Source organism: Dietzia sp. CH92, assembly GCF_032248695.1.
GTDB lineage: Bacteria > Actinomycetota > Actinomycetes > Mycobacteriales > Mycobacteriaceae > Dietzia.
In genome coordinates, this window is the sequence record NZ_JAVHXC010000008.1 from 76,089 (window position 1) to 96,751 (window position 20,663).

17 protein-coding genes and 1 tRNA gene are annotated in these 20,663 nt (G+C 72.0%); 5 read left to right on the plus strand and 13 right to left on the minus strand.

The annotated features are described in order from the left end of the window. Nucleotides 1-23: 23 nt before the first annotated feature. Nucleotides 24-1,535 (minus strand): NAD(P)H-hydrate dehydratase, encoded by a 1,512-nt coding sequence (locus RWK90_RS15490; protein ID WP_314038516.1) that lies wholly within the window; start codon nucleotides 1,533-1,535, stop codon nucleotides 24-26. Nucleotides 1,536-1,556: 21 nt separating this feature from the next. Continuing rightward, nucleotides 1,557-3,413, minus strand: coding sequence for a glutamine--fructose-6-phosphate transaminase (isomerizing) (gene glmS, locus RWK90_RS15495; RefSeq protein WP_314038517.1), 1,857 nt, complete (start codon nucleotides 3,411-3,413; stop codon nucleotides 1,557-1,559). A gap of 73 nt (nucleotides 3,414-3,486) precedes the next feature. Here glmS and RWK90_RS15500 point away from each other — a divergent pair, with 73 nt between their 5' ends. Continuing rightward, nucleotides 3,487-4,359 carry a chlorophyllase/cutinase-like alpha/beta fold protein gene (locus RWK90_RS15500; protein WP_314038518.1) on the plus strand — a complete coding sequence of 291 codons (873 nt, stop codon included), beginning with the start codon at nucleotides 3,487-3,489 and terminating at the stop codon, nucleotides 4,357-4,359. 91 nt (nucleotides 4,360-4,450) lie between these two features. Here RWK90_RS15500 and glmM read toward each other — a convergent pair whose 3' ends face one another. The 3 genes from glmM to rplM all read right to left on the minus strand — a co-directional run bounded on the left by glmM (nucleotide 4,451) and on the right by rplM (nucleotide 6,940). Further along, nucleotides 4,451-5,809 (minus strand): phosphoglucosamine mutase, encoded by a 1,359-nt coding sequence (gene glmM / locus RWK90_RS15505; RefSeq protein WP_314038519.1) that lies wholly within the window; start codon nucleotides 5,807-5,809, stop codon nucleotides 4,451-4,453. A 154-nt stretch (nucleotides 5,810-5,963) separates the two neighbouring features. Next, nucleotides 5,964-6,500 (minus strand): 30S ribosomal protein S9, encoded by a 537-nt coding sequence (gene rpsI, locus RWK90_RS15510; protein WP_314038520.1) that lies wholly within the window; start codon nucleotides 6,498-6,500, stop codon nucleotides 5,964-5,966. After that, nucleotides 6,497-6,940, minus strand: a complete 444-nt coding sequence (rplM, locus tag RWK90_RS15515; RefSeq protein WP_007627425.1) for a 50S ribosomal protein L13 — start codon at nucleotides 6,938-6,940, stop codon at nucleotides 6,497-6,499. Before rplM ends, rpsI begins: the two co-directional genes overlap by 4 nt. Nucleotides 6,941-7,153: 213 nt before the next feature. Between rplM and RWK90_RS15520 the strand changes: the two genes are divergently transcribed. Continuing rightward, nucleotides 7,154-7,229 (plus strand) — tRNA-Arg (locus RWK90_RS15520). A 132-nt stretch (nucleotides 7,230-7,361) separates the two neighbouring features. On the opposite strand, the gene RWK90_RS15525 is transcribed toward RWK90_RS15520, so the two are convergent. The 5 genes from RWK90_RS15525 to RWK90_RS15545 all read right to left on the minus strand — a co-directional run bounded on the left by RWK90_RS15525 (nucleotide 7,362) and on the right by RWK90_RS15545 (nucleotide 12,829). Then, nucleotides 7,362-7,922, minus strand: coding sequence for a hypothetical protein (locus RWK90_RS15525; protein WP_314038521.1), 561 nt, complete (start codon nucleotides 7,920-7,922; stop codon nucleotides 7,362-7,364). 111 nt (nucleotides 7,923-8,033) lie between these two features. Beyond that, nucleotides 8,034-9,653 (minus strand): cation acetate symporter, encoded by a 1,620-nt coding sequence (locus tag RWK90_RS15530; RefSeq protein WP_314038522.1) that lies wholly within the window; start codon nucleotides 9,651-9,653, stop codon nucleotides 8,034-8,036. Then, the gene (locus tag RWK90_RS15535; RefSeq protein WP_314038523.1) at nucleotides 9,653-9,943 is read right to left on the minus strand and encodes a DUF485 domain-containing protein; all 291 of its coding nucleotides are present in this window, start codon (nucleotides 9,941-9,943) and stop codon (nucleotides 9,653-9,655) included. Before RWK90_RS15535 ends, RWK90_RS15530 begins: the two co-directional genes overlap by 1 nt. 338 nt (nucleotides 9,944-10,281) lie before the next feature. Then, a complete protein-coding gene (locus RWK90_RS15540) occupies nucleotides 10,282-11,922 on the minus strand; it encodes a substrate-binding domain-containing protein (protein ID WP_314038524.1) in 1,641 nt (546 codons plus the stop codon). A 160-nt stretch (nucleotides 11,923-12,082) separates the two neighbouring features. Further along, nucleotides 12,083-12,829: an enoyl-CoA hydratase gene (locus RWK90_RS15545; protein WP_314038525.1), complete on the minus strand. Its 747-nt coding sequence runs from the start codon at nucleotides 12,827-12,829 to the stop codon at nucleotides 12,083-12,085. A 94-nt stretch (nucleotides 12,830-12,923) separates the two neighbouring features. Between RWK90_RS15545 and RWK90_RS15550 the strand changes: the two genes are divergently transcribed. After that, nucleotides 12,924-14,450, plus strand: coding sequence for a carboxyl transferase domain-containing protein (locus RWK90_RS15550; protein WP_314038526.1), 1,527 nt, complete (start codon nucleotides 12,924-12,926; stop codon nucleotides 14,448-14,450). A gap of 62 nt (nucleotides 14,451-14,512) precedes the next feature. Then, nucleotides 14,513-16,429, plus strand: a complete 1,917-nt coding sequence (locus RWK90_RS15555; protein ID WP_314038527.1) for an AMP-binding protein — start codon at nucleotides 14,513-14,515, stop codon at nucleotides 16,427-16,429. Nucleotides 16,430-16,872: 443 nt separating this feature from the next. Here RWK90_RS15555 and RWK90_RS15560 read toward each other — a convergent pair whose 3' ends face one another. From RWK90_RS15560 to pdxH, 3 genes are all read right to left on the minus strand, one after another. Beyond that, nucleotides 16,873-17,229 carry an FKBP-type peptidyl-prolyl cis-trans isomerase gene (locus tag RWK90_RS15560; protein ID WP_007628879.1) on the minus strand — a complete coding sequence of 119 codons (357 nt, stop codon included), beginning with the start codon at nucleotides 17,227-17,229 and terminating at the stop codon, nucleotides 16,873-16,875. A 29-nt stretch (nucleotides 17,230-17,258) separates the two neighbouring features. Beyond that, entirely contained in the window at nucleotides 17,259-18,548 is a 1,290-nt protein-coding gene (locus RWK90_RS15565; protein WP_314038528.1) for a citrate synthase, read from the minus strand. A 134-nt stretch (nucleotides 18,549-18,682) separates the two neighbouring features. After that, nucleotides 18,683-19,348 (minus strand): pyridoxamine 5'-phosphate oxidase, encoded by a 666-nt coding sequence (gene pdxH / locus RWK90_RS15570; RefSeq protein WP_314038529.1) that lies wholly within the window; start codon nucleotides 19,346-19,348, stop codon nucleotides 18,683-18,685. Nucleotides 19,349-19,437: 89 nt separating this feature from the next. Between pdxH and serC the strand changes: the two genes are divergently transcribed. Next, complete coding sequence (gene serC / locus RWK90_RS15575; protein WP_314038530.1) at nucleotides 19,438-20,562, plus strand: phosphoserine transaminase; 1,125 nt, start codon at nucleotides 19,438-19,440, stop codon at nucleotides 20,560-20,562. Nucleotides 20,563-20,663: the final 101 nt, after the last annotated feature.

Genomic DNA, 20,663 nt, shown 5'->3' on the forward strand with positions numbered 1-20,663 from the left:
TCTGTCAATTCTGCCAAAGAGCGTCACCGGGCACCCATCGCCCGCCCCCGCAGCGCCGAGATCGCCCCCGGGACCGCGGCCAGCAGGTCGGACGCCCCGATCGGCGCGCCCCCTCCGGCGTGGCGGTGCGCCGCCCGGCGGGCCGCCGCTCCGTGCACCACGGCCCCCGCGGCCGCCGGCCACGCCGCGGATCCCCCCGCCGCCCCGACGCTCGCCAGCACCGCGCCCACGATCCCGGACAACACGTCGCCCGAACCGGCCGTCGCGGCCCAGGAGGAGCCGCAGTCCACGGCGACCGTCGTCTCGCCGTCGTCGACCAGGGTCACCCGGCCCTTGAGCAGCACCGTCGCCTCGATCCCCCGGTCCCGCAGACCGGCGACATACCGGCGCAGCGCCCCGGGGCGGTCGCCGCGGTCCCAGCCGCCGGTGAGCCGGTCGAACTCCCCGGCGTGCGGGGTGAGCAGCACCGGCGCGGTGGCACCGCGCAACAGGACCGGGTGCGCCGCGAGGCACGTGAGGGCGTCGGCGTCGAGGACCGTCGGGCACCCGTGGGCCAGGACCGCGTCGATGTCCGCCACCGCGTCCGGGCCCGTCCCGCCGCCGGGCCCCACCACCCACGCCTGCGCCCTGCCGGCCTCGGCCACCGTCGGGTGACACACGACCTCCGGCCGCGAGGCGAGCACCGCCTCCGCGCCCGATCCCACGTACCGCACCATCCCGGACGTGGCCGCCACCGCCGCCGACACGCACAGCACCGCCGCCCCGGGATAGCGCTCCGACCCGGCCCGCACCGCGACCACGCCCTGTGAGTACTTGTCGTCGTGCGGTCCCGGGACGGGCCAGCCGCGGCCCACCTCCACCGGGTCGGGCCGCATCACCACGCCCGGGCCCGGCCGGGGTTCGGCCGCGCCGATGTCCACCACCTCGACCCGTCCGCACTCGGGCGAGGCGAGCAGGTGCGCGCGGCGCAGCATCCCGAAGGTGACGGTCAGGGTCGCCCGCACGTGCGGGTCGTGGACGGTGCCGGTATCGGCGTCGACCCCGCTGGGCAGGTCCACCGCCACCCACGGCACGCCGGCGGCGTCCATCGCGGCGACCACCCGGGCCGCCGGGTCACGCAGGGGGCCGCCACCGCCCAGTCCCGCCACGCCGTCGATCGCCACGTCGGGGACCGCGAACCCCCGGCCGGTGTCCTCCGTGCGGCGGATCCGTCCGCCCGCGCGCCGCAGGGCGGCCAGACCGCGCTCGTGCACCCTGTCGGGCGACAGGAGGACGGCCTCCACCCGGCAGCCGCGGGCGCGGAGCACGGCGCCCGCGTACAGGGCGTCCCCGCCGTTGTCCCCGCTCCCCACCAGCAGCAACACCGATCGGCCGTAGACACCGCCCGTCCGCTCGCGCAGCAGCGCGGCCGTGTGGTGGGCCACGCCCGCCGCGGCGCGTCGCATCACGGCGTCGGGGTCCCCGACCGCGGCGGCCGCCTCGATGAGCGGACGCTCCGCGGCCCGGACGACCTCGACGGGGTGCGCGCGCCTCATGATCTCCCTACCGGGGGCGGGTCACTCCACCGTGACGGACTTGGCGAGGTTGCGCGGCTTGTCCACGTCGTACCCGCGGGCTGCCGCCACCTCGGCCGCGAACGCCTGGTACGGGATGGTGGCCAGCAGCGGCTGCAGCAGCGTGGTGGACGCCGGGATCGGGATGAAGTAGTCGGACAGGGGCCGGACCACCTCGTCGCCCTCTTCCGCGATCACGATCGTGCGCGCGCCACGGGCCCGGATCTCCTGGATGTTGCTCACCAGCTTGGAGTGCAGCACCCCGCGGCCCTCGACCGGCGGCATCACCACGAAGACCGGCATGCCCTCCTCGATGAGGGCGATCGGGCCGTGCTTGAGCTCGCCGGCCGGGAAGCCCTCGGCGTGCATGTACGCGAGCTCCTTGAGCTTGAGGGCACCCTCGAGCGCCGTGGGGTAGCCCACGTGGCGCCCCAGGAACAGCACCGACTTGGAGTCGGCGAGCTCGCGGGCGATCCCGCGGACCGGGTCGAGGGAGTCCACGACCTTCTGGATCTCCTCGGGCATCCGCTCGAGCTGACGGAACTCGGCCGCCACCTCGTCCGGGTACTTGGTGCCCCGGGCCTGCGCGAGCGCGAGACCCACCAGGTAGTTCGCGGTGATCTGCGCGAGGTACGCCTTGGTCGACGCGACGCCGATCTCGGGCCCGGCGTGCGTGTACAGCACCGCGTCCGCCTCGCGCGGGATCTGCGAGCCGTTGGTGTTGCACACCGCCAGGACGCGGGCTTTCTGGGACTTGGCGTGGCGGACGGCCTCGAGGGTGTCCGCGGTCTCGCCCGACTGGGAGATCGCCACGACCAGCGTGGAGCGGTCCAGCACCGGGTCGCGGTACCGGAACTCGGAGGCGATCTCGACCTCACATGGCAGCCGCGTCCAGTGCTCGATCGCGTACTTGGCGACCATCCCCGAGTGGTAGGCGCTACCGCACGCCACGATGAACACCTTGTCGATGTCCCGCAGGTCCTGGTCGCTCATCCGCTGCTCGTCCAGGACGATGCGGCCGTCCTGGAAGTGGCCGAGCAGGGTGTCCGCGACGGCCTTGGGCTGCTCCGCGATCTCCTTGAGCATGAAGTAGTCGTAACCGCCCTTCTCGGCGGCCGCGAGGTCCCAGTCGATGTAGAAGGGGCGCCCCTGGGAGGGCTCGCCGGCGAAGTCGGTGATCTCGTAGCCGTCCGCGCGCAGGACCACCACGTTGTCCTGGCCCAGCTCGACCGCGTCGCGGGTGTGCTCGATGAACGCCGCGACGTCGGAGCCGAGGAACATCTCCCCCTCACCGACGCCCAGCACCAGCGGGGTCGAGCGCCGCGCCGCGACCAGGACGTCCGGGTGGGCGGCGTGGCTGAAGACCAGCGTGAACGCGCCCTCCAGGCGGCGCAGCACCGCGCGGCAGGCGGCGACGAAGTCCCCGCCCGTCCCGCCGCACTCCATCTCGCGGGTCAACAGATGGGCCGCGACCTCGGAGTCGGTGTCCGACTCGAGCTCGACCCCCGCGGCCTCGAGCTCGGCGCGCAGCGGCGCGAAGTTCTCGATGATGCCGTTGTGCACGATCGCGACGTCCCCCGAGACGTGCGGGTGCGCGTTGCGGTCACTCGGCCGGCCGTGCGTCGCCCACCGGGTGTGCCCGATGCCGGTCGAGCCCGGGAACCCACCCTCGCCCGCGGCCACGAGCGCGGCCTCGAGGTTGGCGAGCTTGCCCTCCTTCTTCTCGACGCGGGAGGCCCCGGCCCCGTCGAGGACGGCGACGCCCGCGGAGTCGTAGCCGCGGTACTCCATCCGCCGGAGGGCCTCGACGACGACAGGGAGGGCGGGGCGATGCCCGACATATCCGACGATTCCGCACATGGGCGACAAGTGTAGCCACCACGTCCGACAGGCCCGGCACCCTTCGCGCCCCCGAGGCGATACTGTGGCCATCGTGGCCAAGAAGACCAAGGAACTGCACGCCAGGGTGGGTCGGCGCGGACCCTACGCCGTCGACAGGGGTGATCTCGGGTTCACCGGTACCCCCGGCGTCGTGTTCGTCCCGCGTGGTGCCCCGTCGCCCGCGCCCGTCGTGGGGTGGGCCCACGACTGGACCCGGGGGCCGGACCACTACGTCGACACGCTCAAGCATCTCGCGTCGTGGGGGTTCGTCGTGGTCGCGCCGGCCACCGATCTCGGGCTGCGCCCGAACCACCAGCATTTCGCGGACCACCTGTCCGCGGCGATCGAGGACACCCTCCACGCCACCCTCGGCCGCGGGTCGGTGCGCGCGGATCCGCGCCGCATCGGTCTCGCCGGCCACGGCCTCGGCGGCGGCGTCTGCGCGCTGCTGGCCTCCCAGCGCACCGACATCGACGCGGTCGCGATGGTGTTCCCCACCGAGACGGTCCCCGCGGCCGCCGACCGGGCGATGACCGTCGACTCCCCCGCGCTGCTGCTCTCGGCCGCGGGCGGTGTCCACGCCGAGGACGCGCGCGCCCTGCACCTGGCCTGGCGCGCTCCGCTCGCCCACCGGCGTCTGGACAAGGCGATCGAAGGCGGGCTGGTGGAACGCAACGCGCTGATCGAGCGGATCGGCCTGGCCGACCCGGACCGCCGCACCCACCGCACGGTCCGGCCGTTGCTCGCGGGCTACCTGCTGGCGACCCTCGCCGGCGACGAGACGTACGCAGCGTTCGCCGATCCCACCGCGACGTTCAAGGACACCGTCGCGGTGACCGACGAGATGCTGGAGGACTCGGGGGACGACCCGCTGACCACCACGCCGCCGGCGCTCAAGCTGCTCAAGTCCTTCACCGGCGGCTGACCCGGCGGGCCGCTACCGGCCGGGCTGCGGCCGGCCGGGCTGCGGCCGGCCACCGGTCCGCCCGGGAGGCCGGGCCCGGCGGCGGTGCGGGTCAGACGGCGGCGACGACGCCGGCGAGCCGCTCGGCGACCTCGCCGGCGAGGTCCGCGTCCTCGGCCTCGACCATGACGCGGACCAACTGCTCGGTCCCCGACGGGCGCAGCAGGACCCGGCCCGTCGCGCCGAGCCGCAGTTCCTCCACCGCGACGGCGTCGCCGACCGCCGGGGAGGCCACGACCGCCGCCTTGTCCTCCACGGGCACGTTGACGAGGACCTGCGGCAGGACCGTCATCACGGACGCCAGCTCGGCGAGGGAGCGCCCGGTCTCGGCCATGCGGGCCATGATGCGCAGGCCCGTCAGCACCCCGTCGCCGGTGGTCGCGTGGGCGGGGAGCACGAGGTGCCCGGACTGCTCGCCGCCGAGGCTGTACCCGCCCTCGCGCAGCCGTTCGAGCACGTACCGGTCCCCGACCTTGGTCTCGGTGACCTCGATACCGGCCTCCCGCATCGCGACCTTGAGCCCGAGGTTGCTCATAATGGTGGCGACGAGCGAATTGCCCGCCAGCTCGCCTGCGTCGCGCATGGCCAGCGCCAGGATCGCCATGATCTGGTCACCGTCGACGACCTGACCGGCGGCGTCCACGGCCAGACAGCGATCGGCGTCGCCGTCGTGAGCGAGCCCGAGGTCGGCGCCGTGCTCGCGGACCGCCGCGCGGACGTCGTCGAGGTGGGTGGAACCGCAGTTGTCGTTGATGTTGTAGCCGTCGGGGCTGGAGTGGATCTCGATGACCGTCGCCCCGGCCTCGCGGTAGGCGCGGGGCGCGGCGACGCTGGCGGCGCCGTTGGCGCAGTCGACGACGACGACGAGCCCGTCCAGCCGGGAGGGTGTGGCGTCGAGCAGGTGGCGGACATAGCTGTCCAGGGCGTCCTCGGGGGCGGCGCGGGAGATCCGGCCGATCGCGGACCCGGTCGGCCCGGTGATGGCGCCCTCGGTGAGCGCGGCCTCGATACGGTCCTCGACCTCGTCACCGAGCTTGTGACCGCCCGCGGCGAAGAACTTGATGCCGTTGTCCGGCATGGCGTTGTGGGAGGCGGAGATCACGGCACCGAGGGCGGCGCCGTGGCCGGCCGTCAGGTGGGCCACGGCCGGGGTGGGGATCTCCCCCACCAGGAGGACGTCGACCCCCTGGCTGGCCAGGCCCGCCGCGAGGGCGGCCTCCAGCATCTCCCCCGACACCCGCGGGTCGCGGCCGACGACGGCCAGGGGGCGGGCGCCGGCGCTTCCGGACGTGGGGCCGTTCTCCGTCGCGAGGACCGCGGCCGCCGCGGCACCGAGTCGGACCGCGAGGTCGACGGTGAGGGTCCGGTTGGCGAGCCCACGGACCCCGTCGGTGCCGAACAGTCGCGTCATGTCGTGTGATCCTCCGGGGTCGTGTGGTCGCCGCCGCGGGGCGGGTCGGGAATGACCGGGTCAGGATAACCCTGCCCGGCTGCTCGCTCGGTAAATGGACCAGAGCAGGCCCCCGCGTCGCGGGAACCTGCTCTGGGGGCGCGATCCGGGTGGATCAGCGCTTCGAGTACTGCGGGGCCTTGCGGGCCTTCTTGAGGCCGGCCTTCTTGCGCTCGACGGCGCGGGCGTCACGCGTGAGGAAGCCCGCCTTCTTGAGCGCCGGGCGGTCGTCCGGCGAGTACTGGGTCAGCGCACGGGCGATGGCCAGGCGCAGCGCGCCGGCCTGGCCCGAAGGGCCGCCACCGTGGAGCAGCGCCACGATGTCGAACTGCTCCTCGCGCTCGACCAGGACCAGCGGCGACTTGACGAGCTGCTGGTGCACCTTGTTCGGGAAGTACTCCTCGAGGGAGCGCCCGTTGAGGGTGAACTGGCCGGAGCCGGGCAGCAGGCGGACGCGGGCGACGGCCTCCTTGCGGCGGCCGACGGCCTGGGCCGGGCCGGAGGAGACGACGGGCGCGAACTGGGCGTCGACGTCGGCGACGAAGTCGGTGCCGCCGGCGTAGTCGGCCTCGCTGTAGTCCTCGGCGACCTCGGCGGCGAGGTCCGCCACCGTGTCGTCGGCGACCTCGGGGGTGATGTTCTCGTCGGTCACTGGGCCACCTGCTTGATCTCGAAGGGCACGGGCTGCTGGGCGGCGTGCGGGTGGTCCGGACCCGCGTACACCTTGAGCTTGGAGGCGACGGCACGGCCGAGCTTGTTGCTCGGGAGCATGCCCTTGACGGCCTTCTCGACGACGCGGTCGGGACGCGTGTCCATGGCCTTGCCCAGGGTCTGCGACTTCAGCCCACCGGGGAAACCGGAGTGGCGGTGCTGCACCACACGGTCGCGCTTGTTGGACGAGATCGCGACCTTGTCGGCGTTGATGATGATGACGAAGTCGCCGGTGTCGGCGTTCGGGGCGAACTGCGGCTTGTGCTTGCCACGGAGGATGTTGGCGACCTGGACGGCGAGTCGACCGAGCACCACGTCGGTGGCGTCGATGACATACCAGGCGCGCGTCACGTCCCCGGGCTTGGGGGTGTACGTGGACACAGGCAATACCTCTGTCTGTCTAGTGGGCTGCCGGCCGGTGGACGCCCTCCCCCTCGGACGGCGGCCGGTGGTGACCCGTTCGAGGCGGTCCACCGCCACCGGTGAAGGTGACGACACGGACGCCGACGGTCAACAGTACCGTCCGACGCCCACCCGCTCCAAGTCGGCGGTCACGGCCGTCCGGCCCATCGGCTAGACTCTCCTGCGGTTCCCGCCCTCGTAGCTCAGTGGATAGAGCACGGCTCTCCTAAAGCCGGTGTCGGAGGTTCGATTCCTCTCGGGGGCACCACAGGTGCCGCGCGGCCCGGCGCGGTTCCCGACCCGGCGGCGCCGGGGCCGGGACCCCGGCGCCGCCGCTCGGTGCCGCCGCTCGGTGCCGCCGCGGGGCGCCGGTGCGTCAGCGCCGCAGGGTGCCGGGTCGTCAGCGCCGCAGCGTGGCCGAGAAGGCGCTCGTCAGCGCGAGGATCGGCAGCCCGATGAACAGGTGCACGATCGCGGCCGCCAACCCGTCGAGGAACGGCACGGTCACCAGCAGGGGAAGCGCCACGGCGGCGACGATGAGCAGCCCCACCGTCCACGAGTAGAACTGCTGCGGATTGGCGGTGCCGATGAGCAGGAGATACCAGAGCAGTCCGGCGAGGATCGCCGCCACGGCGCCGTAGACGGCGTACATCGTCGGGGTGTTCCCGCCGTTGGCCCACTGGTGGCCGAACCGGGAGAACACGGCGTCGACGACCCAGGCGATCAGCCAACCCGCGATCGCCGCGACGAGAGCGGTGGCGGCCACGCTGCCGACGAACTTGCCCACGTCGATCGCGGGTCCGCGCCGGGGCTCCACGTAGCCGTCGTCGTACCCGGCCTCGCCCCCGTAGCCGTCGTCATAGGCGGGGTCGTACGCCCGGTCGCCGCTCATCCGCGAGTAGGCACGCGAATCGGGCTGCTGCCCCATGCGTCGGGTGTGGTCGTCCTGTCCGGGATACATCTCTACCGCCTCCGAATCGGTGTGGTGCCCACCGAGGGTAGTCCCTCGGTGGGCACGACGAGGCCCGCCCGACCGTCCGGAGACGATCGGGCGGGCCCGCGGGTGGTCGGATCAGTGGGCGATGGTCTTCTCCACACCGACACCGGTGAGCGAGCGGACCTCCATCTCGACCCGCTTCTCCGGGAACTCGTCCTTCTTGCCGATGAACGTCCCGATGATTCCGAGCAGGAACGCCAGCGGGATCGACACGATGCCCGGGTTCGACAGCGGGAACAGGGAGAAGTCGACGCTCGAGATCATCGACTTCTCGCTGCCGGAGACGGCCGGCGAGAGGGCGATCAGCACCAGGGTGCTGATGAGGCCGCCGTACATGGAGAACAGCGCGCCGGTGGTGTTGAACCGCTTCCAGAACAGCGAGTACAGGATCGTCGGCAGGTTGGCCGAGGCCGCGATCGCGAAGGCCAGGGCCACGAGGAAGGCGATGTTCTGCCCCATCGCACCGATCCCCATGACGATCGAGACGATGCCGATCACCACGACCGTGATCCGCGAGACCCGCAGCTGCGACTGCTCGGTCGCCTGGCCGTGCTTGAGCACCCCGTTGTAGATGTCGTGCGCGAACGAGGCGGACGCGGTGATGGCGAGTCCGGCGACCACGGCGAGGATCGTCGCGAAGGCGACGGCCGAGATGATGCCGAGGAAGATCTCGCCACCCAGGGCGAACGCCAGCAGCGGCGCCGCCGAGTTCACGCCGCCCGGGGCGTTCTCGATGACCTCGGGCCCCACCATCGCCGCGGCACCGAAGCCCAGGACGAGGGTGAACAGGTAGAAGCCGCCGATGAGCGCGATGGCCCACGTGACCGACCGGCGGGCCTCCTTGGCCGTGGGGACGGTGTAGAAGCGCATGAGCACGTGGGGCAGACCGGCGGTGCCGAAGACCAGCGCGATCGACAGCGAGACGAAGTCGAGCTTGGAGGTCTCGGTGGCGCCGTACTGCAGACCCGGCTGCAGGAGGTCCTTGCCGGAGTTCGCGACCGCCTCCCCCAGCAGCGCGGAGAAGTTGCCCCGCGCGGCCACCAGGACGAGGAGGCACATGATCAGCACGCCGCCGACCAGCAGGACCGCCTTGACCATCTGGACGTAGGTGGTGCCCTTCATGCCGCCGACGAGCACGTAGACGATCATGAGGATGCCGACCACGGCGACGACGATCGACTGCCCCGTGGAGTCGTCGATGTTCAGCAGGAGCGCGACAAGGCCGCCGGCGCCCGCCATCTGGGCGATCAGGTAGAACAGGCAGACGGCGAGGGTGGCGAGGGCGGCCGCCATGCGGACGGGCCGCTGGTTGAGCCGGAAGCTGAGCACGTCGGCCATCGTGAACCGGCCGGTGTTGCGCATGAGCTCGGCCACGAGCATGAGGGCGACGAGCCAGGCGACGAGGAACCCGATGGAGTAGAGGAATCCGTCGTACCCGTTGATCGCGATGGCCCCCGCGATGCCGAGGAACGACGCCGCGGAGAGGTAGTCACCGGCGATGGCGAAACCGTTCTGCGGACCGGTGAAGCTGGAACCACCGGTGTAGAAGTCCTTGGTCGACTTGGTGGACTTCGACGCCCGGAGCACGAGCGCCATCGTCACCACGATGAACACGGCGAACACCGACATGTTGAGCAGGGTGCTGCCGACCTGCTCGCCCGGCGCGAGTTCGCGGATGTTGATGAGCCAGTCCATCAGGCGACCCCACCTTCCAGTTCGAGGCGGATGGATTCCGCACGGGGATCGATCTCACGGTTGGCGAACCGGATGTAGAGGAACGTGATGAGGAAGGTCGTGACGAACTGCCCCAGGCCGATGATCAGGCCCCAGGTGATGTTCCCGAAGACCTTGGTCGCCATGAAGTCCGTCGCGTAGACGGCCAGGATCACGTAGAGGAAGTACCAGACGAGGAAGGCGATCGTCATGGGGAACACGAACGCCCGGAACTTGCTGCGCAACTCCTGGAAGGCGGGGCTGCCCTGCATCGCCGTGAATTCCGCCGCTTCCGGGGTTCGCCGCGATGCGCCCCCCGCCGGCGGATCGGTTGGTTGGGACACGGAGGTCCTCCGTTTCGGGTTCTCGACAGCACACCCCTGTAGTGATGTGCTTCACAGACAGTGACGGGGGAAGTGTGACACGTGACACACGGCGCCGCAGACGACTCCCCGGGAACGTGTGTCACTGGCGGAAACTCCTTGGTGAAGCCACCCCCATCGGTGGGGGGTACTCACCTCAGAACGGGGTTGCTCCCGAACCCGTGCGCGTCGGCTCTCGCGCCGGCCCGGGGCCTCAGGGGCCGGCCACCCCGCGCCGGACCGCGGCCTCAGGGGGTGGCGGCCCCGCGTCGGCCGATCGCCTCGGCGAAGACCCGGACGATCTCCTGCGGCGTCCGCGCGACGTGACTGCTGCCGCCGGTCGCCCGGGCGATCTCGGCGAGGGTGCCGGACCCCGTGTCGTCGAGGAGGCTGACGGTCACGACGAGCACCGGCCGCGCGGGATCCACCAGCTCGCCGAGCCGGGCGGAGAACTCGGCCTCGGTCAGGTCCGAGGTGGCGTCGTCGGCTCCGTCGGAGATGACGATGATCGAGTTCACCATGTTCGGGTCGTATCCCGACCGGACCATGGCGTAGGCGTCGAGGACGGATCGGAAGAGGTCGGTCCCGCCGCCCACCAGCGAGGGCAGGGAGGTGAGCGCCCCGGCCAGCGCGTCGCGATGGGTCCCCCCGGGGGTGGTGGAGTCGAGCCGCTGCAACGCCGCGACCTCGGCGTAGGGGAGGCCGTCGCGGCCGGCCGCGCCTCCGAAGGCCCAGAGCCCGAGCTCCGCGTCGTCGGGGAACTGCCCCAGCCCGGCCCCGGCGGTCTCGACGAGCGCCTGGATGCGGGTCCGGTCCGTCCCCGCGACACCGAAGCCCATCGACCCGGAGGTGTCCACCAGGACGAGGGACCGGCCCGGCATCGACAGGAGACGCCACCGTTGGAGGGTGCTGTGGAGTCGGTCGGCGTCGCGGACGACCAGTGCCTCGACCTCCCCGACCCCGGCGCCGTCGGCGAGAGGGGCGCGGAAGGCGGTCCGGAACGCGTCGTCGGCGAGTCCGGCGACGACCTCGTCCGCCGCGGTCGCGTCGCGCAGCGCCTCCGCGGCCCCGGTCACCTCGGCGCGCCGCGTCGGATCCTGGGTGGTCACCGCGAGCGGGTAGGTGAGGTAGACCGCGCCCGTGTCGGGGGCGAGCACCTCGAGCCCGGCATCGGGGGCGGCGCGCTGCGCGAGAACCGCGTCCCGTTCGGTGACGATCGCCGCGCCGCCCTCCTCGACCACCCTGGCGAGCATCTCCTGCGCGGCGGGCGGGACCTCCATGCGGGCCGTCTGTCCCTGCGCCAGCATCGCCATCGACGCGGCCAGCGCCTCCGGGCCGGCCCGCATCGTCTCGACCTCCGACGTCGCGGCCAGGATCGGGGCGTCCGCGACGCCGGAACGGACGGGGTCGCCCATCATCAGGCCCGGAGCGGTGAGGGCGGCGCTCCAGGTGCTCAGGTCGACCTCGGTGTCACGCGCCGCGATGATCACGGGGGTCGCGGCGAGGGAGTTGAGGACGGTCTCGAACGGGATCTGGACGTCCTGCGACATCCGGGCGAGCCGCACCGCGGAGTCGGGAACCCAGATGTCGGGAAGTGCCTCGGCCGAGACCGCGCGGGAGATCATGTCCGCGGAGGAGACCGGCGCGACCTCGTAGGCGTAGCACCCGTCGGCGTGGTCCGTCAGCGCCCGGACATGGTCGACGATGTCGGGTTCGGCCGCGATGCTGATCCGCGGCTCGGACCCGCAGAAACCGGCGACGCCGGCTCGGGACAAGCCCGAGACCACCAGTCCCACGACGAGCAGCACGGCGACGATGGCCGCCCCGATGAGGACGACCCGCCGGGCCGTCCGGTTCCCACTCTGTGGCGACGCGCTGTGCCTGGCCATCGGTGGCACTCCCCCCGGTCATGCGGTACCCGGGGCCGTGCCAGACGCCCACGTCAGGCGGATCCGGGTCGGGCGCGGAGAATCGTACCCGGGACGGACGGTCCGCGGTGCCCGCACGTCGGGCCCCGCCGAGACCGTGCCCCACCTGCGGTGCGGCGCTTCAGCGTCCGCGGAAGACCGGGGGCCTCTTCTCGGCGCGGGCGGCCCGTGCCTCCGCCATGTCCTCGCTGCTCCACGCGCGCTGCTGGAGCTCCGTGTGTTCGTCCCGCGGCAGCAACCGGGCGTCGTCGTCGTTGATGACGGTCTTGATGTGGCGCAGGCTCAACGGCGCGAAGCGGGACAGCTCGCCCGCCAGCTCCATCGCCGTCTCCATGTCACCGATCTCGTTGGCCAGGCCGATCCGGGCGGCTTCCTCCGCTCCGACGGGGCGCGCGGTCATGAGCACCGACCGGGCGTGACCGCCACCCACGACGTTGGCGAGCCGCTTGATCGTCCAGTTGTCCAACGCCAGGCCCACCTTGACGACGGGCACGGTGAACACGGCGCCGGGCACCACCACGCGCAGATCGGCCGCCAGCGCGAGCTGGACACCCGCGCCGACCGCGGGTCCGTTGACGGCCGCGATGACGGGGACGGGCACGGACTCGACCGCCCGGAGCATGCCGGCGTGCGCGTCATAGAAGTCGGAGTTGTACACCCCGCCGGACAGGTCCGCGCCCGCGCAGAAGGCGGTCCCCGCGCCCGTGATGACGATCGCCCGGACGGGGTCCTCGGCGTCGGCCTGCGCCCCGGCCGCCTCCACCGCTTCGCGGAGCGCGGTACACACCTCCGCGTCGAGGGCGTTGCGGGTCTCGTGGCGGTCGATGGTGACGACGACGACTGCGCCGTCCCGACGGGTGACGATCATGGTGACGGTGACTCCTCTTCGAGACGGGGGTACGCCCACGCACCCCGACGGCCACGATACCCGCTGGTAGGTGGGCCCACCGTACGATGCGGACATGGCACGAACCGGCGCTCTCCAGATCCTCGACATGGTCCTCGACGCGGACTCGTTCCGGCCCTGGGACGACGCCCCGGTGCGGCCCCCACAGGTGGACTCGGTCCCCGGTTACGCGGACGCGCTCGAGCGGGCGGCGGAGAAGTCCGGGGTCGACGAATCGGTCATCACCGGGGAGGGAACGCTCCTCGGACGGCGGGTCGTCATCGTCGCGTGCGAGTTCGATTTCCTCGCCGGGTCCATCGGGATCGCGGCCGCCGAGCGGATCGTCTCGGCGATCGAGCGGGCCACGGCCGAGGGCCTGCCGATCCTCGCCTCGCCCACCTCCGGTGGCACCCGGATGCAGGAGGGGACGATGGCGTTCCTGCAGATGGTCAAGATCTCCGCCGCCGTCGCGGGACACAAGAACGCCGGGCTGCCCTACCTGGTCTACCTGCGGCACCCGACGACCGGCGGCGTGTTCGCCTCGTGGGGCTCCCTCGGTCACGTCTCGGTGGCCGAGCCCGGGGCCCTCATCGGTTTCCTCGGGCCGCGCGTCTACGAGGCGCTCTACGACGCCCCCTTCCCCGACGGCGTCCAGGTCTCGGAGAACCTCGCCCGCCGCGGGATGATCGACGGCGTGCTCCCCCCGGAGGGGTTGCGCGACCTCACGTCCCGGGCGTTGCGGGTCCTGTGTCAGGACCCTCCGTCGGAGGACGAGCCGGCCGCACCCCACGGGCCGGTCCCCGAGCCGGAGTCCGACGACGGAGTCCCGCCGGATGCGTGGGACTCCATCACCCGGACGCGCCGCGCCGACCGCCCGGGGGCGCGTGCGTTCCTCGACCGCGTCTCCCCCGACCGGGTGCCGCTCTCCGGCACCGGACAGGGCGAGGACAGCGGGTCCCTCCTGCTGTCCCTGGTGAGGTTCCGGGGCCAGTCCGCGGTCGTGCTCGCCCAGGACCGGGACGCCGAGAGCGAGAAGAGCCCCCTCGGCCCGTCCGCCCTGCGCTCCGCCCGACGCGGCATGCGCATCGCCGCGGAGATGGGTGTGCCGCTGGTGTTGCTGATCGACACCCGGGGCGCGGCCCTGTCACGCGAGGCGGAGGAGGGTGGCCTGGCGGGCGAGATCGCCAGGAGCCTGGCCGACCTCGTCACCCTGCCCACACCGACCGTCTCCGTGATCCTCGGACAGGGCACCGGGGGCGCCGCGTTGGCCCTGCTCCCCGCCGACAGGGTGCTGTGCGCCCGGCACGGGTGGCTCGCGCCCCTGCCCCCGGAGGGAGCCAGCGCGATCCTCCATCACGAGACCACGCGGGCCCCGGAGGTCGCCCGGTCCCAGGGCATCACCTCGGCGGACCTGTCGAACGCGGGGATCGTCGACGTCGTCGTCCCCGAGCGACCCGACGCGGCGGACGAGCCGGAGGCGTTCTGTGACCGGATGGCGGACGCCGTCGCGTCAGCGCTGCTGGAGGTGCGCCGGCGTCCCCCTGAGCGGAGGTATGCCGAGCGGATGATGCGGTATCGGGAGCTCGGCCTCGCACTAGAGTGAAACCTGTCACAGCCCGTCGGCGCGGTCGGCGGGCCCACTCCCGGACGTGAGGGGAACACTCGATGTCGGACTCGACGACCTCGACCTACGACGCCGCCCACCGGCTCTCGATCAGCGATCCCGACGCCTTCTGGCTGGACGTCGCCGGGGACATCGACTGGACCACGCCGCCCACGACCGCGGTGGACGGGAGCCGGCCGCCGTTCTACCGGTGGTTCCCGGACGGCGAACTGAACACCTCGTACAACTGCGTCGACCGGCACGTCGCCGCCGGGCGGGGTGATCAGGCCGCGTTCATCTACGACTCGGCGGTCACCGGGGTCAAGGAGACGATCACCTACGCGCAGCTGCTGACGCAGGTCGAGGAGTTCGCGGGCGCGCTCGCCGCGGAGGGTGTGGGGCGTGGCGACCGGGTCGTCATCTACATGCCGATGGTCCCCCGCGCGGCCGTGGCGATGCTCGCGTGTGCCCGTCTCGGCGCGGTGCACTCCGTCGTGTTCGGCGGGTTCGCCGCGCCCGAGCTGGCGATCCGCATCGACGACGCCCGCCCCAAGGTGATCGTCACCTCCCACGGCGGCATCGAGCCCACGCGCAAGGTGCCCTATTTCCCCATGGTCGCCAAGGCGCTGGAGCTCACCACCCACACGCCCGTGGCCGTCATCGTCGCCCCACGCCACGACCAGTTCCCCGACGAGACGTTCCCCGAGACCCCGGGGACCACCTGGAGCTACTGGGATGACGCGGTGGCCGAGTCCGAGCCGGCGGCGCCGGTGGCGGTCAAGGCCACCGATCCGCTGTACATCCTCTACACGTCCGGTACGACCGGCCTGCCCAAGGGCGTCGTCCGAGACAACGGCGGGCACGCCGTCGCCCTCGCGTGGTCGATGTGGAACGTCTACGGCATCCGGCCCGGGGACGTGTGGTGGACCGCCTCGGACGTCGGCTGGGTGGTCGGCCACTCCTACATCGTCTACGCCCCCCTTCTGGTCGGGGCGACGTCGATCATCTACGAGGGCAAGCCGGTCGGGACGCCTGACGCCGGGGCGTTCTGGCGCGTGGCGTCCGAGCATCGCGCGGTGGCCCTGTTCACGGCGCCGACCGCCGTGCGGGCGATCCGCAAGGAGGACCCCGAGGGCCTCGAGATCGCGGGGTACGACCTGTCGGCCATGCGCACGCTGTTCTGCGCCGGCGAGCGCCTCGACCCGGACACCTATCAGTGGGCCACCGACAAGCTCGGCAAGCCGGTGGTGGACAACTGGTGGCAGACCGAGACGGGGTGGCCCATCGCCTCCAATCTCCGCGGCCTGGAGCCGATGCCGATCAAGGCCGGTTCCCCCACGGTCGCGGTCCCCGGGTACGACCTCCACGTGCTCGACGGCGACGGCAATCCCCTGCCTCCCGGCGAGGAGGGCAACCTGGCCATCAAGCTGCCCATGGCCCCGGGCACCCTGGCGGGCCTGTGGGAGGACGACGAGAGGTTCGTGTCCTCGTACATGTCCGTCTTCGACGGCTACTACTCGACCGGCGACGGCGGGTACGTCGACTCCGAGGGCTACGTGTTCGTGATGGGACGGACCGACGACGTCATCAACGTCGCCGGCCACCGGCTGTCGACCGGGTCGATGGAGGCTGTGATCGCCCGGCATCCCGCCGTGGCGGAGGTCGCGGTGATCGGGGTGAAGGATCAGCTCAAGGGCCAACGACCCGTCGGGTACGTGGTGCTCAAGTCCGGGCAGGTCCGCGACCCCGAGGAACTGCGCGCCGAGTTGGTGGCGATGGTCCGCGACGAGATCGGGGCCGTGGCCACCTTCCGCGACTGCACGGTGGTCCAGGGTCTGCCCAAGACGCGCTCGGGCAAGATCCTCCGCAAGACGATGCGCCAGATCGCCGACGGCCAACAGGACGTGGCGGTGCCGTCGACCATCGAGGACCCGGCCGTCCTCGAGGCACTCACGCCGTTCCTGCGTCAGCAGGGATAGGAGCTCGTCGCTCCGCTCCCAGCCATGGCGTCTCGCCCCCGCGGATGCCTGCTGGTCCCACAGCCGCTCCCGGCTATGGCGTCTCGCCCCCGCGGATGCCCGCGCGACCCACAGCCGCTCTCGGCTATGGCGTCTCGCCTGCCCCGCGGCGGGCGCGGGACGCCATGGCGAGGGGCGGCTGTGGCCCAGGCGGCTGTCGCTCAGAGCGGCAGAACCCCGGGCGGCTGCGGGCCCAGGGCGGCTGCGGGCCCAAGGCGGCAGAACCCCGCGCGGCTGCGGGCCCAGGGCGGCAGAACCCCGGGCCGCTATGGCTCAGCGCGGCGGCACCCCGGGCGGCTGCAGAACCAGGCCCGCGGCGCTCGGGGCGGCCACGTCAGGTGAACAGATGACGGCGCCCCGCCCTCCGGAGTCGGAGGGCGGGGCGAACCGCGATAAACCTGGGGTCAGGCGTCGAGCAGGTCGATCACGAAGACCAGGGTCTTACCGCCGAGCGGATGCAGCGCCGCGGAGGTGCCGTACGCCTTGTCCGGCGGGATCACCAGCTGACGGCGCCCGCCGACCTTCATTCCCGGGATGCCCTCCTGCCAGCCCTGGATGAGGCCGTTCAGGGGGAAGGTGATGGACTCACCGCGATCCCAGGAGGAGTCGAACTGCTCACCGGTCTCGTAGTCCACCCCCACGTAGTGCACGGTGACGTTACCGCCGGCGACCGCCTCGGCTCCGTCCCCCACCGTGAGGTCCTCGGTGACGAGGTCGGTGGGCGCGGGGCCCGTCGGCATGTCGATCTCGGGCTTGTCCATGATGTTCTCCTGGGGTGGGAATCCCGGGTTCAGCGCTGGCTGATCGGGGTGAAGCTCCGCTCGGCCGGGCCGGTGTAGACCTGGCGCGGGCGGTTGATCTTGGTGGACGGATCCTCGCGCATCTCACGCCAGTGGGCGATCCAGCCGGGCATGCGACCGAGCGCGAACAGCACGGTGAACATGTCGGTCGGGAAGCCCATCGCGCGGTAGATGAGGCCGGTGTAGAAGTCGACGTTCGGGTAGAGCTTGCGCTCGACGAAGTAGTCGTCGGCCAGCGCGGTCTCCTCGAGCTTGAGGGCGATCTCGAGCAGCGGGTCGTTGCTCTGCGACAGCAGCGCGTGGGCGTGCTTCTTGGCGATCTGCGCGCGGGGGTCGTAGCTCTTGTAGACGCGGTGACCGAAGCCCATCAGCTTGACGCCGTCGACCTTGTTCTTGACGCGGTCCATGTAGTCGGTGGCGTCGCCGCCCTCCGACTCGATCCGCTCGAGCATCTCGAGCACGGCCTGGTTGGCGCCACCGTGCAGCGGGCCGTACAGGGCGTTGATGCCGCCCGTGATCGAGGAGTACAGCGGCGCCTCGGAGGAGCCGACCATCCGCACCGTGGAGGTCGAGCAGTTCTGCTCGTGATCCGCGTGCAGGACGAGGAGCATGTCGAGGGCCTCGGCGACCTCGTCGGTGACCTCGTAGTCCGGGCCGAACGTCATGCGCAGGAAGTTGCGCACGTACCCGAGCGACGGATCCGGGTCGATCGCGTCGTGGCCGTTGCGGATGCGCTCGATGGCGGCCGCCAGGGTGGGGCCGCGGCCCAGCAGGCGCGCGGTCGCCAGGTCGACGGCCTTGGGGTCGTCGATGTCCAGGTCGTCACCGTGGGTGCCGAAGAGGCTCACGCCGGCGGACAGGACGGGCATCGGGTGGGTGTCGCGGGGGAAGGCCTGCAGCAGCGGCATCATCTGGCCGGGCAGCGCGGTCTCCCCGAGCACCTTGTCGGTGAACTCGGCGAGCTGGGCCTCGGTGGGGTCCTCGCCGTAGATGAGGAGGTAGGACACCTCGAGGAACGAGGCGTTCTCGGCGAGCTGGTCGATCGGGTACCCACGGTGCCGCAGGATGCCCTCGTTACCGTCGATGTAGGTGATCGACGACGTGCACGCGGAGGTGTTGACGAACCCCACGTCCAGGGTGGTCATCCCGGTCTCGGCCAACAGCGAGCCGAGCTGGACGGCGTCACTACCGCAGCTCGCCTCCATCACGTCGAGTTCGAGCTCACCGCCGGGGTAGGACAGTGTTGCTTTGCGGTCCGAACCGTTCGAGCCTGCGGTCACGCGATTCCCTCTCCGACGACTGGTCCCGGCGGTTCAGTGCCGCCACGAATGTGCTGTGCCACACCCTACCGTGACGGTTGTATCCGACTCGAAGGGAGTTCTCCTGTCCTCCCCCCGGCGCCCCGGAGGCGCCGTCACGGCTGGAGCCGTCGGGCGGTCCACCGGTCGCCGTCGCGCAGGCACTCGACGCGGTCGTGGAACCGATCCGGCCCGCCCTGCCAGAACTCGACCCGGTCCGGCGCGACGCGGTACCCGCCCCACCTGTCGGGCATGGGGATCTCCTCGACGTCGGCCAGGCGCCGCCGCGCGGTCTCGAACAACGACTCGAGCTCGGCCACCGTCCGCGCCGGTCGCGACTGCTCCGACGCCCAGGCGGCGATCTGCGACCCCCGGGGCCGGGTGCGCCAGTACGCGAGGCTGTCCGCCCGGTCGATCGGATGGCAGGGCCCCTCGATGTGCACCTGACGCTCCGCGACCAACCAGGGGAAGGTCACCGACGCGTACCCGGTCTCCGCCAACTGGACGCCCTTGCGCGACGTCGTCGTCGTGAAGAACGTCACCCCACCCTCGTCGACGCCCTTGCACAGGACGGTGCGCGTCGACGGGCGCCGGTCGGCACCGACGGTGCCGAGCACCATGGCGTTGGGCTCGCGGACACCGCGCCGCCCCGCCTCGTCCATCCACTCGGTGAACAGGGGCAACCACCCGTCGGCGAGGTCGGCCACGTCGAGCCGCTCGTGCAGGCCGTACCCGACGCGCATGGTGTCGAAGTCGGTGGGTTCCAGGACCGGTTCCTCCATGACCCCCGACGGTACTCCGGGATCGCCGCCGGGCCGGACTACCATGGGACGCGTCCCACCCCACGAGACCGAAACGGCACCCCAAGAGCATGAGCGATCAGCTGCCCACCATCCCCGCCGACCTCAAGCCCGCCGACGGCCGCTTCGGCTGCGGCCCCTCCAAGGTCCGCCCCGAGCAGATCTCGGCCGTCGCCGACGCAGCGACCTCGGTGATGGGCACCAGCCACCGTCAGGCGCCGGTCAAGGACGTCGTGGGCCGCGTGCGCGACGGCCTGTCCTCGCTGTTCTCCCTGCCGGAGGGCTACGAGGTCGTGCTGGGCAACGGCGGCACCACCGCCTTCTGGGACGCCGCCGCGTTCGGCCTGGTGCGGGAGAAGTCGCTGCACCTGACCTACGGCGAGTTCTCCTCCAAGTTCGCCAAGGTCACCGGCGCCGCGCCGTTCCTGGCCGACCCGATCGTCGTGTCCGCCGATCCCGGTTCGGCGCCGGAGCCGACCTCCGACCCGTCCGTCGACCTCATCGGCTGGGCGCACAACGAGACCTCGACCGGCGTCATGCTGCCCGTGAGCCGCCCGGCGGGCTCGGAGAACGCGCTCGTCGCGATCGACGCCACGTCCGGTGCCGGCGGTCTGCCCGTCGACATCACCGACGCCGACGTCTACTACTTCGCGCCGCAGAAGTCCTTCGCCTCGGACGGTGGCCTGTGGGTGGCCGTCATGAGCCCGGCCGCCCTGGCGCGGGTCGACGAGATCGCGGCCACCGACCGCTGGTGCCCCGACTTCCTGTCGCTGCCCACGGCGGTCGACAACTCCAAGAAGAACCAGACGTACAACACCCCGGCCGTGGCGACGCTGCTCATGTTCGCCTCGCAGATCGAGTGGATGAACGACCAGGGCGGCCTGGACTGGGCCGTGGCGCGGACCAAGGACTCGTCCTCGCGCCTGTACGAGTGGGCCGAGGCCAGCGACTACGCCACCCCGTTCGTCGCCGAGCCCGCGCACCGCTCGCAGGTCGTGGGCACGATCGACCTGGCCGAGGAGATCGACGCCGCGAAGGTCGCCAAGACGCTGCGCGCCAACGGCATCGTCGACACCGAGCCGTACCGCAAGCTCGGCCGCAACCAGCTGCGCATCGGCATGTTCCCGGCGATCGAGCCGGAGGACGTCACGCAGCTGACCCGGTGCATCGACCACGTGGTCGGCCAGCTCTCCTGAGCCGCCCCCGCCCGCACCGGCCCCGGCCGGCGCGACGCCCACTTTTCCGCAGCCCACCCGGCCCGTCCGCGCGCCGGGTGGGCTGCGCTGCCCTACCATGT

Coding starts and splice junctions, on each gene's coding strand:
- RWK90_RS15490 (WP_314038516.1), bottom strand. CDS start 1,535: ATGAGGCGCGCGCACCCCGTCGAGGTCGTCCGGGCCGCGGAGCGTCCG.
- glmS (WP_314038517.1), bottom strand. CDS start 3,413: ATGTGCGGAATCGTCGGATATGTCGGGCATCGCCCCGCCCTCCCTGTC.
- glmM (WP_314038519.1), bottom strand. CDS start 5,809: ATGACGCGACTGTTCGGCACCGACGGGGTCCGTGGGCTCGCCAACCGG.
- RWK90_RS15525 (WP_314038521.1), bottom strand. CDS start 7,922: ATGTATCCCGGACAGGACGACCACACCCGACGCATGGGGCAGCAGCCC.
- RWK90_RS15530 (WP_314038522.1), bottom strand. CDS start 9,653: ATGGACTGGCTCATCAACATCCGCGAACTCGCGCCGGGCGAGCAGGTC.
- RWK90_RS15535 (WP_314038523.1), bottom strand. CDS start 9,943: ATGCAGGGCAGCCCCGCCTTCCAGGAGTTGCGCAGCAAGTTCCGGGCG.
- RWK90_RS15540 (WP_314038524.1), bottom strand. CDS start 11,922: ATGGCCAGGCACAGCGCGTCGCCACAGAGTGGGAACCGGACGGCCCGG.
- RWK90_RS15545 (WP_314038525.1), bottom strand. CDS start 12,829: ATGATCGTCACCCGTCGGGACGGCGCAGTCGTCGTCGTCACCATCGAC.
- RWK90_RS15550 (WP_314038526.1), top strand. CDS start 12,924: ATGGCACGAACCGGCGCTCTCCAGATCCTCGACATGGTCCTCGACGCG.
- RWK90_RS15555 (WP_314038527.1), top strand. CDS start 14,513: ATGTCGGACTCGACGACCTCGACCTACGACGCCGCCCACCGGCTCTCG.
- RWK90_RS15560 (WP_007628879.1), bottom strand. CDS start 17,229: ATGGACAAGCCCGAGATCGACATGCCGACGGGCCCCGCGCCCACCGAC.
- pdxH (WP_314038529.1), bottom strand. CDS start 19,348: ATGGAGGAACCGGTCCTGGAACCCACCGACTTCGACACCATGCGCGTC.
- serC (WP_314038530.1), top strand. CDS start 19,438: ATGAGCGATCAGCTGCCCACCATCCCCGCCGACCTCAAGCCCGCCGAC.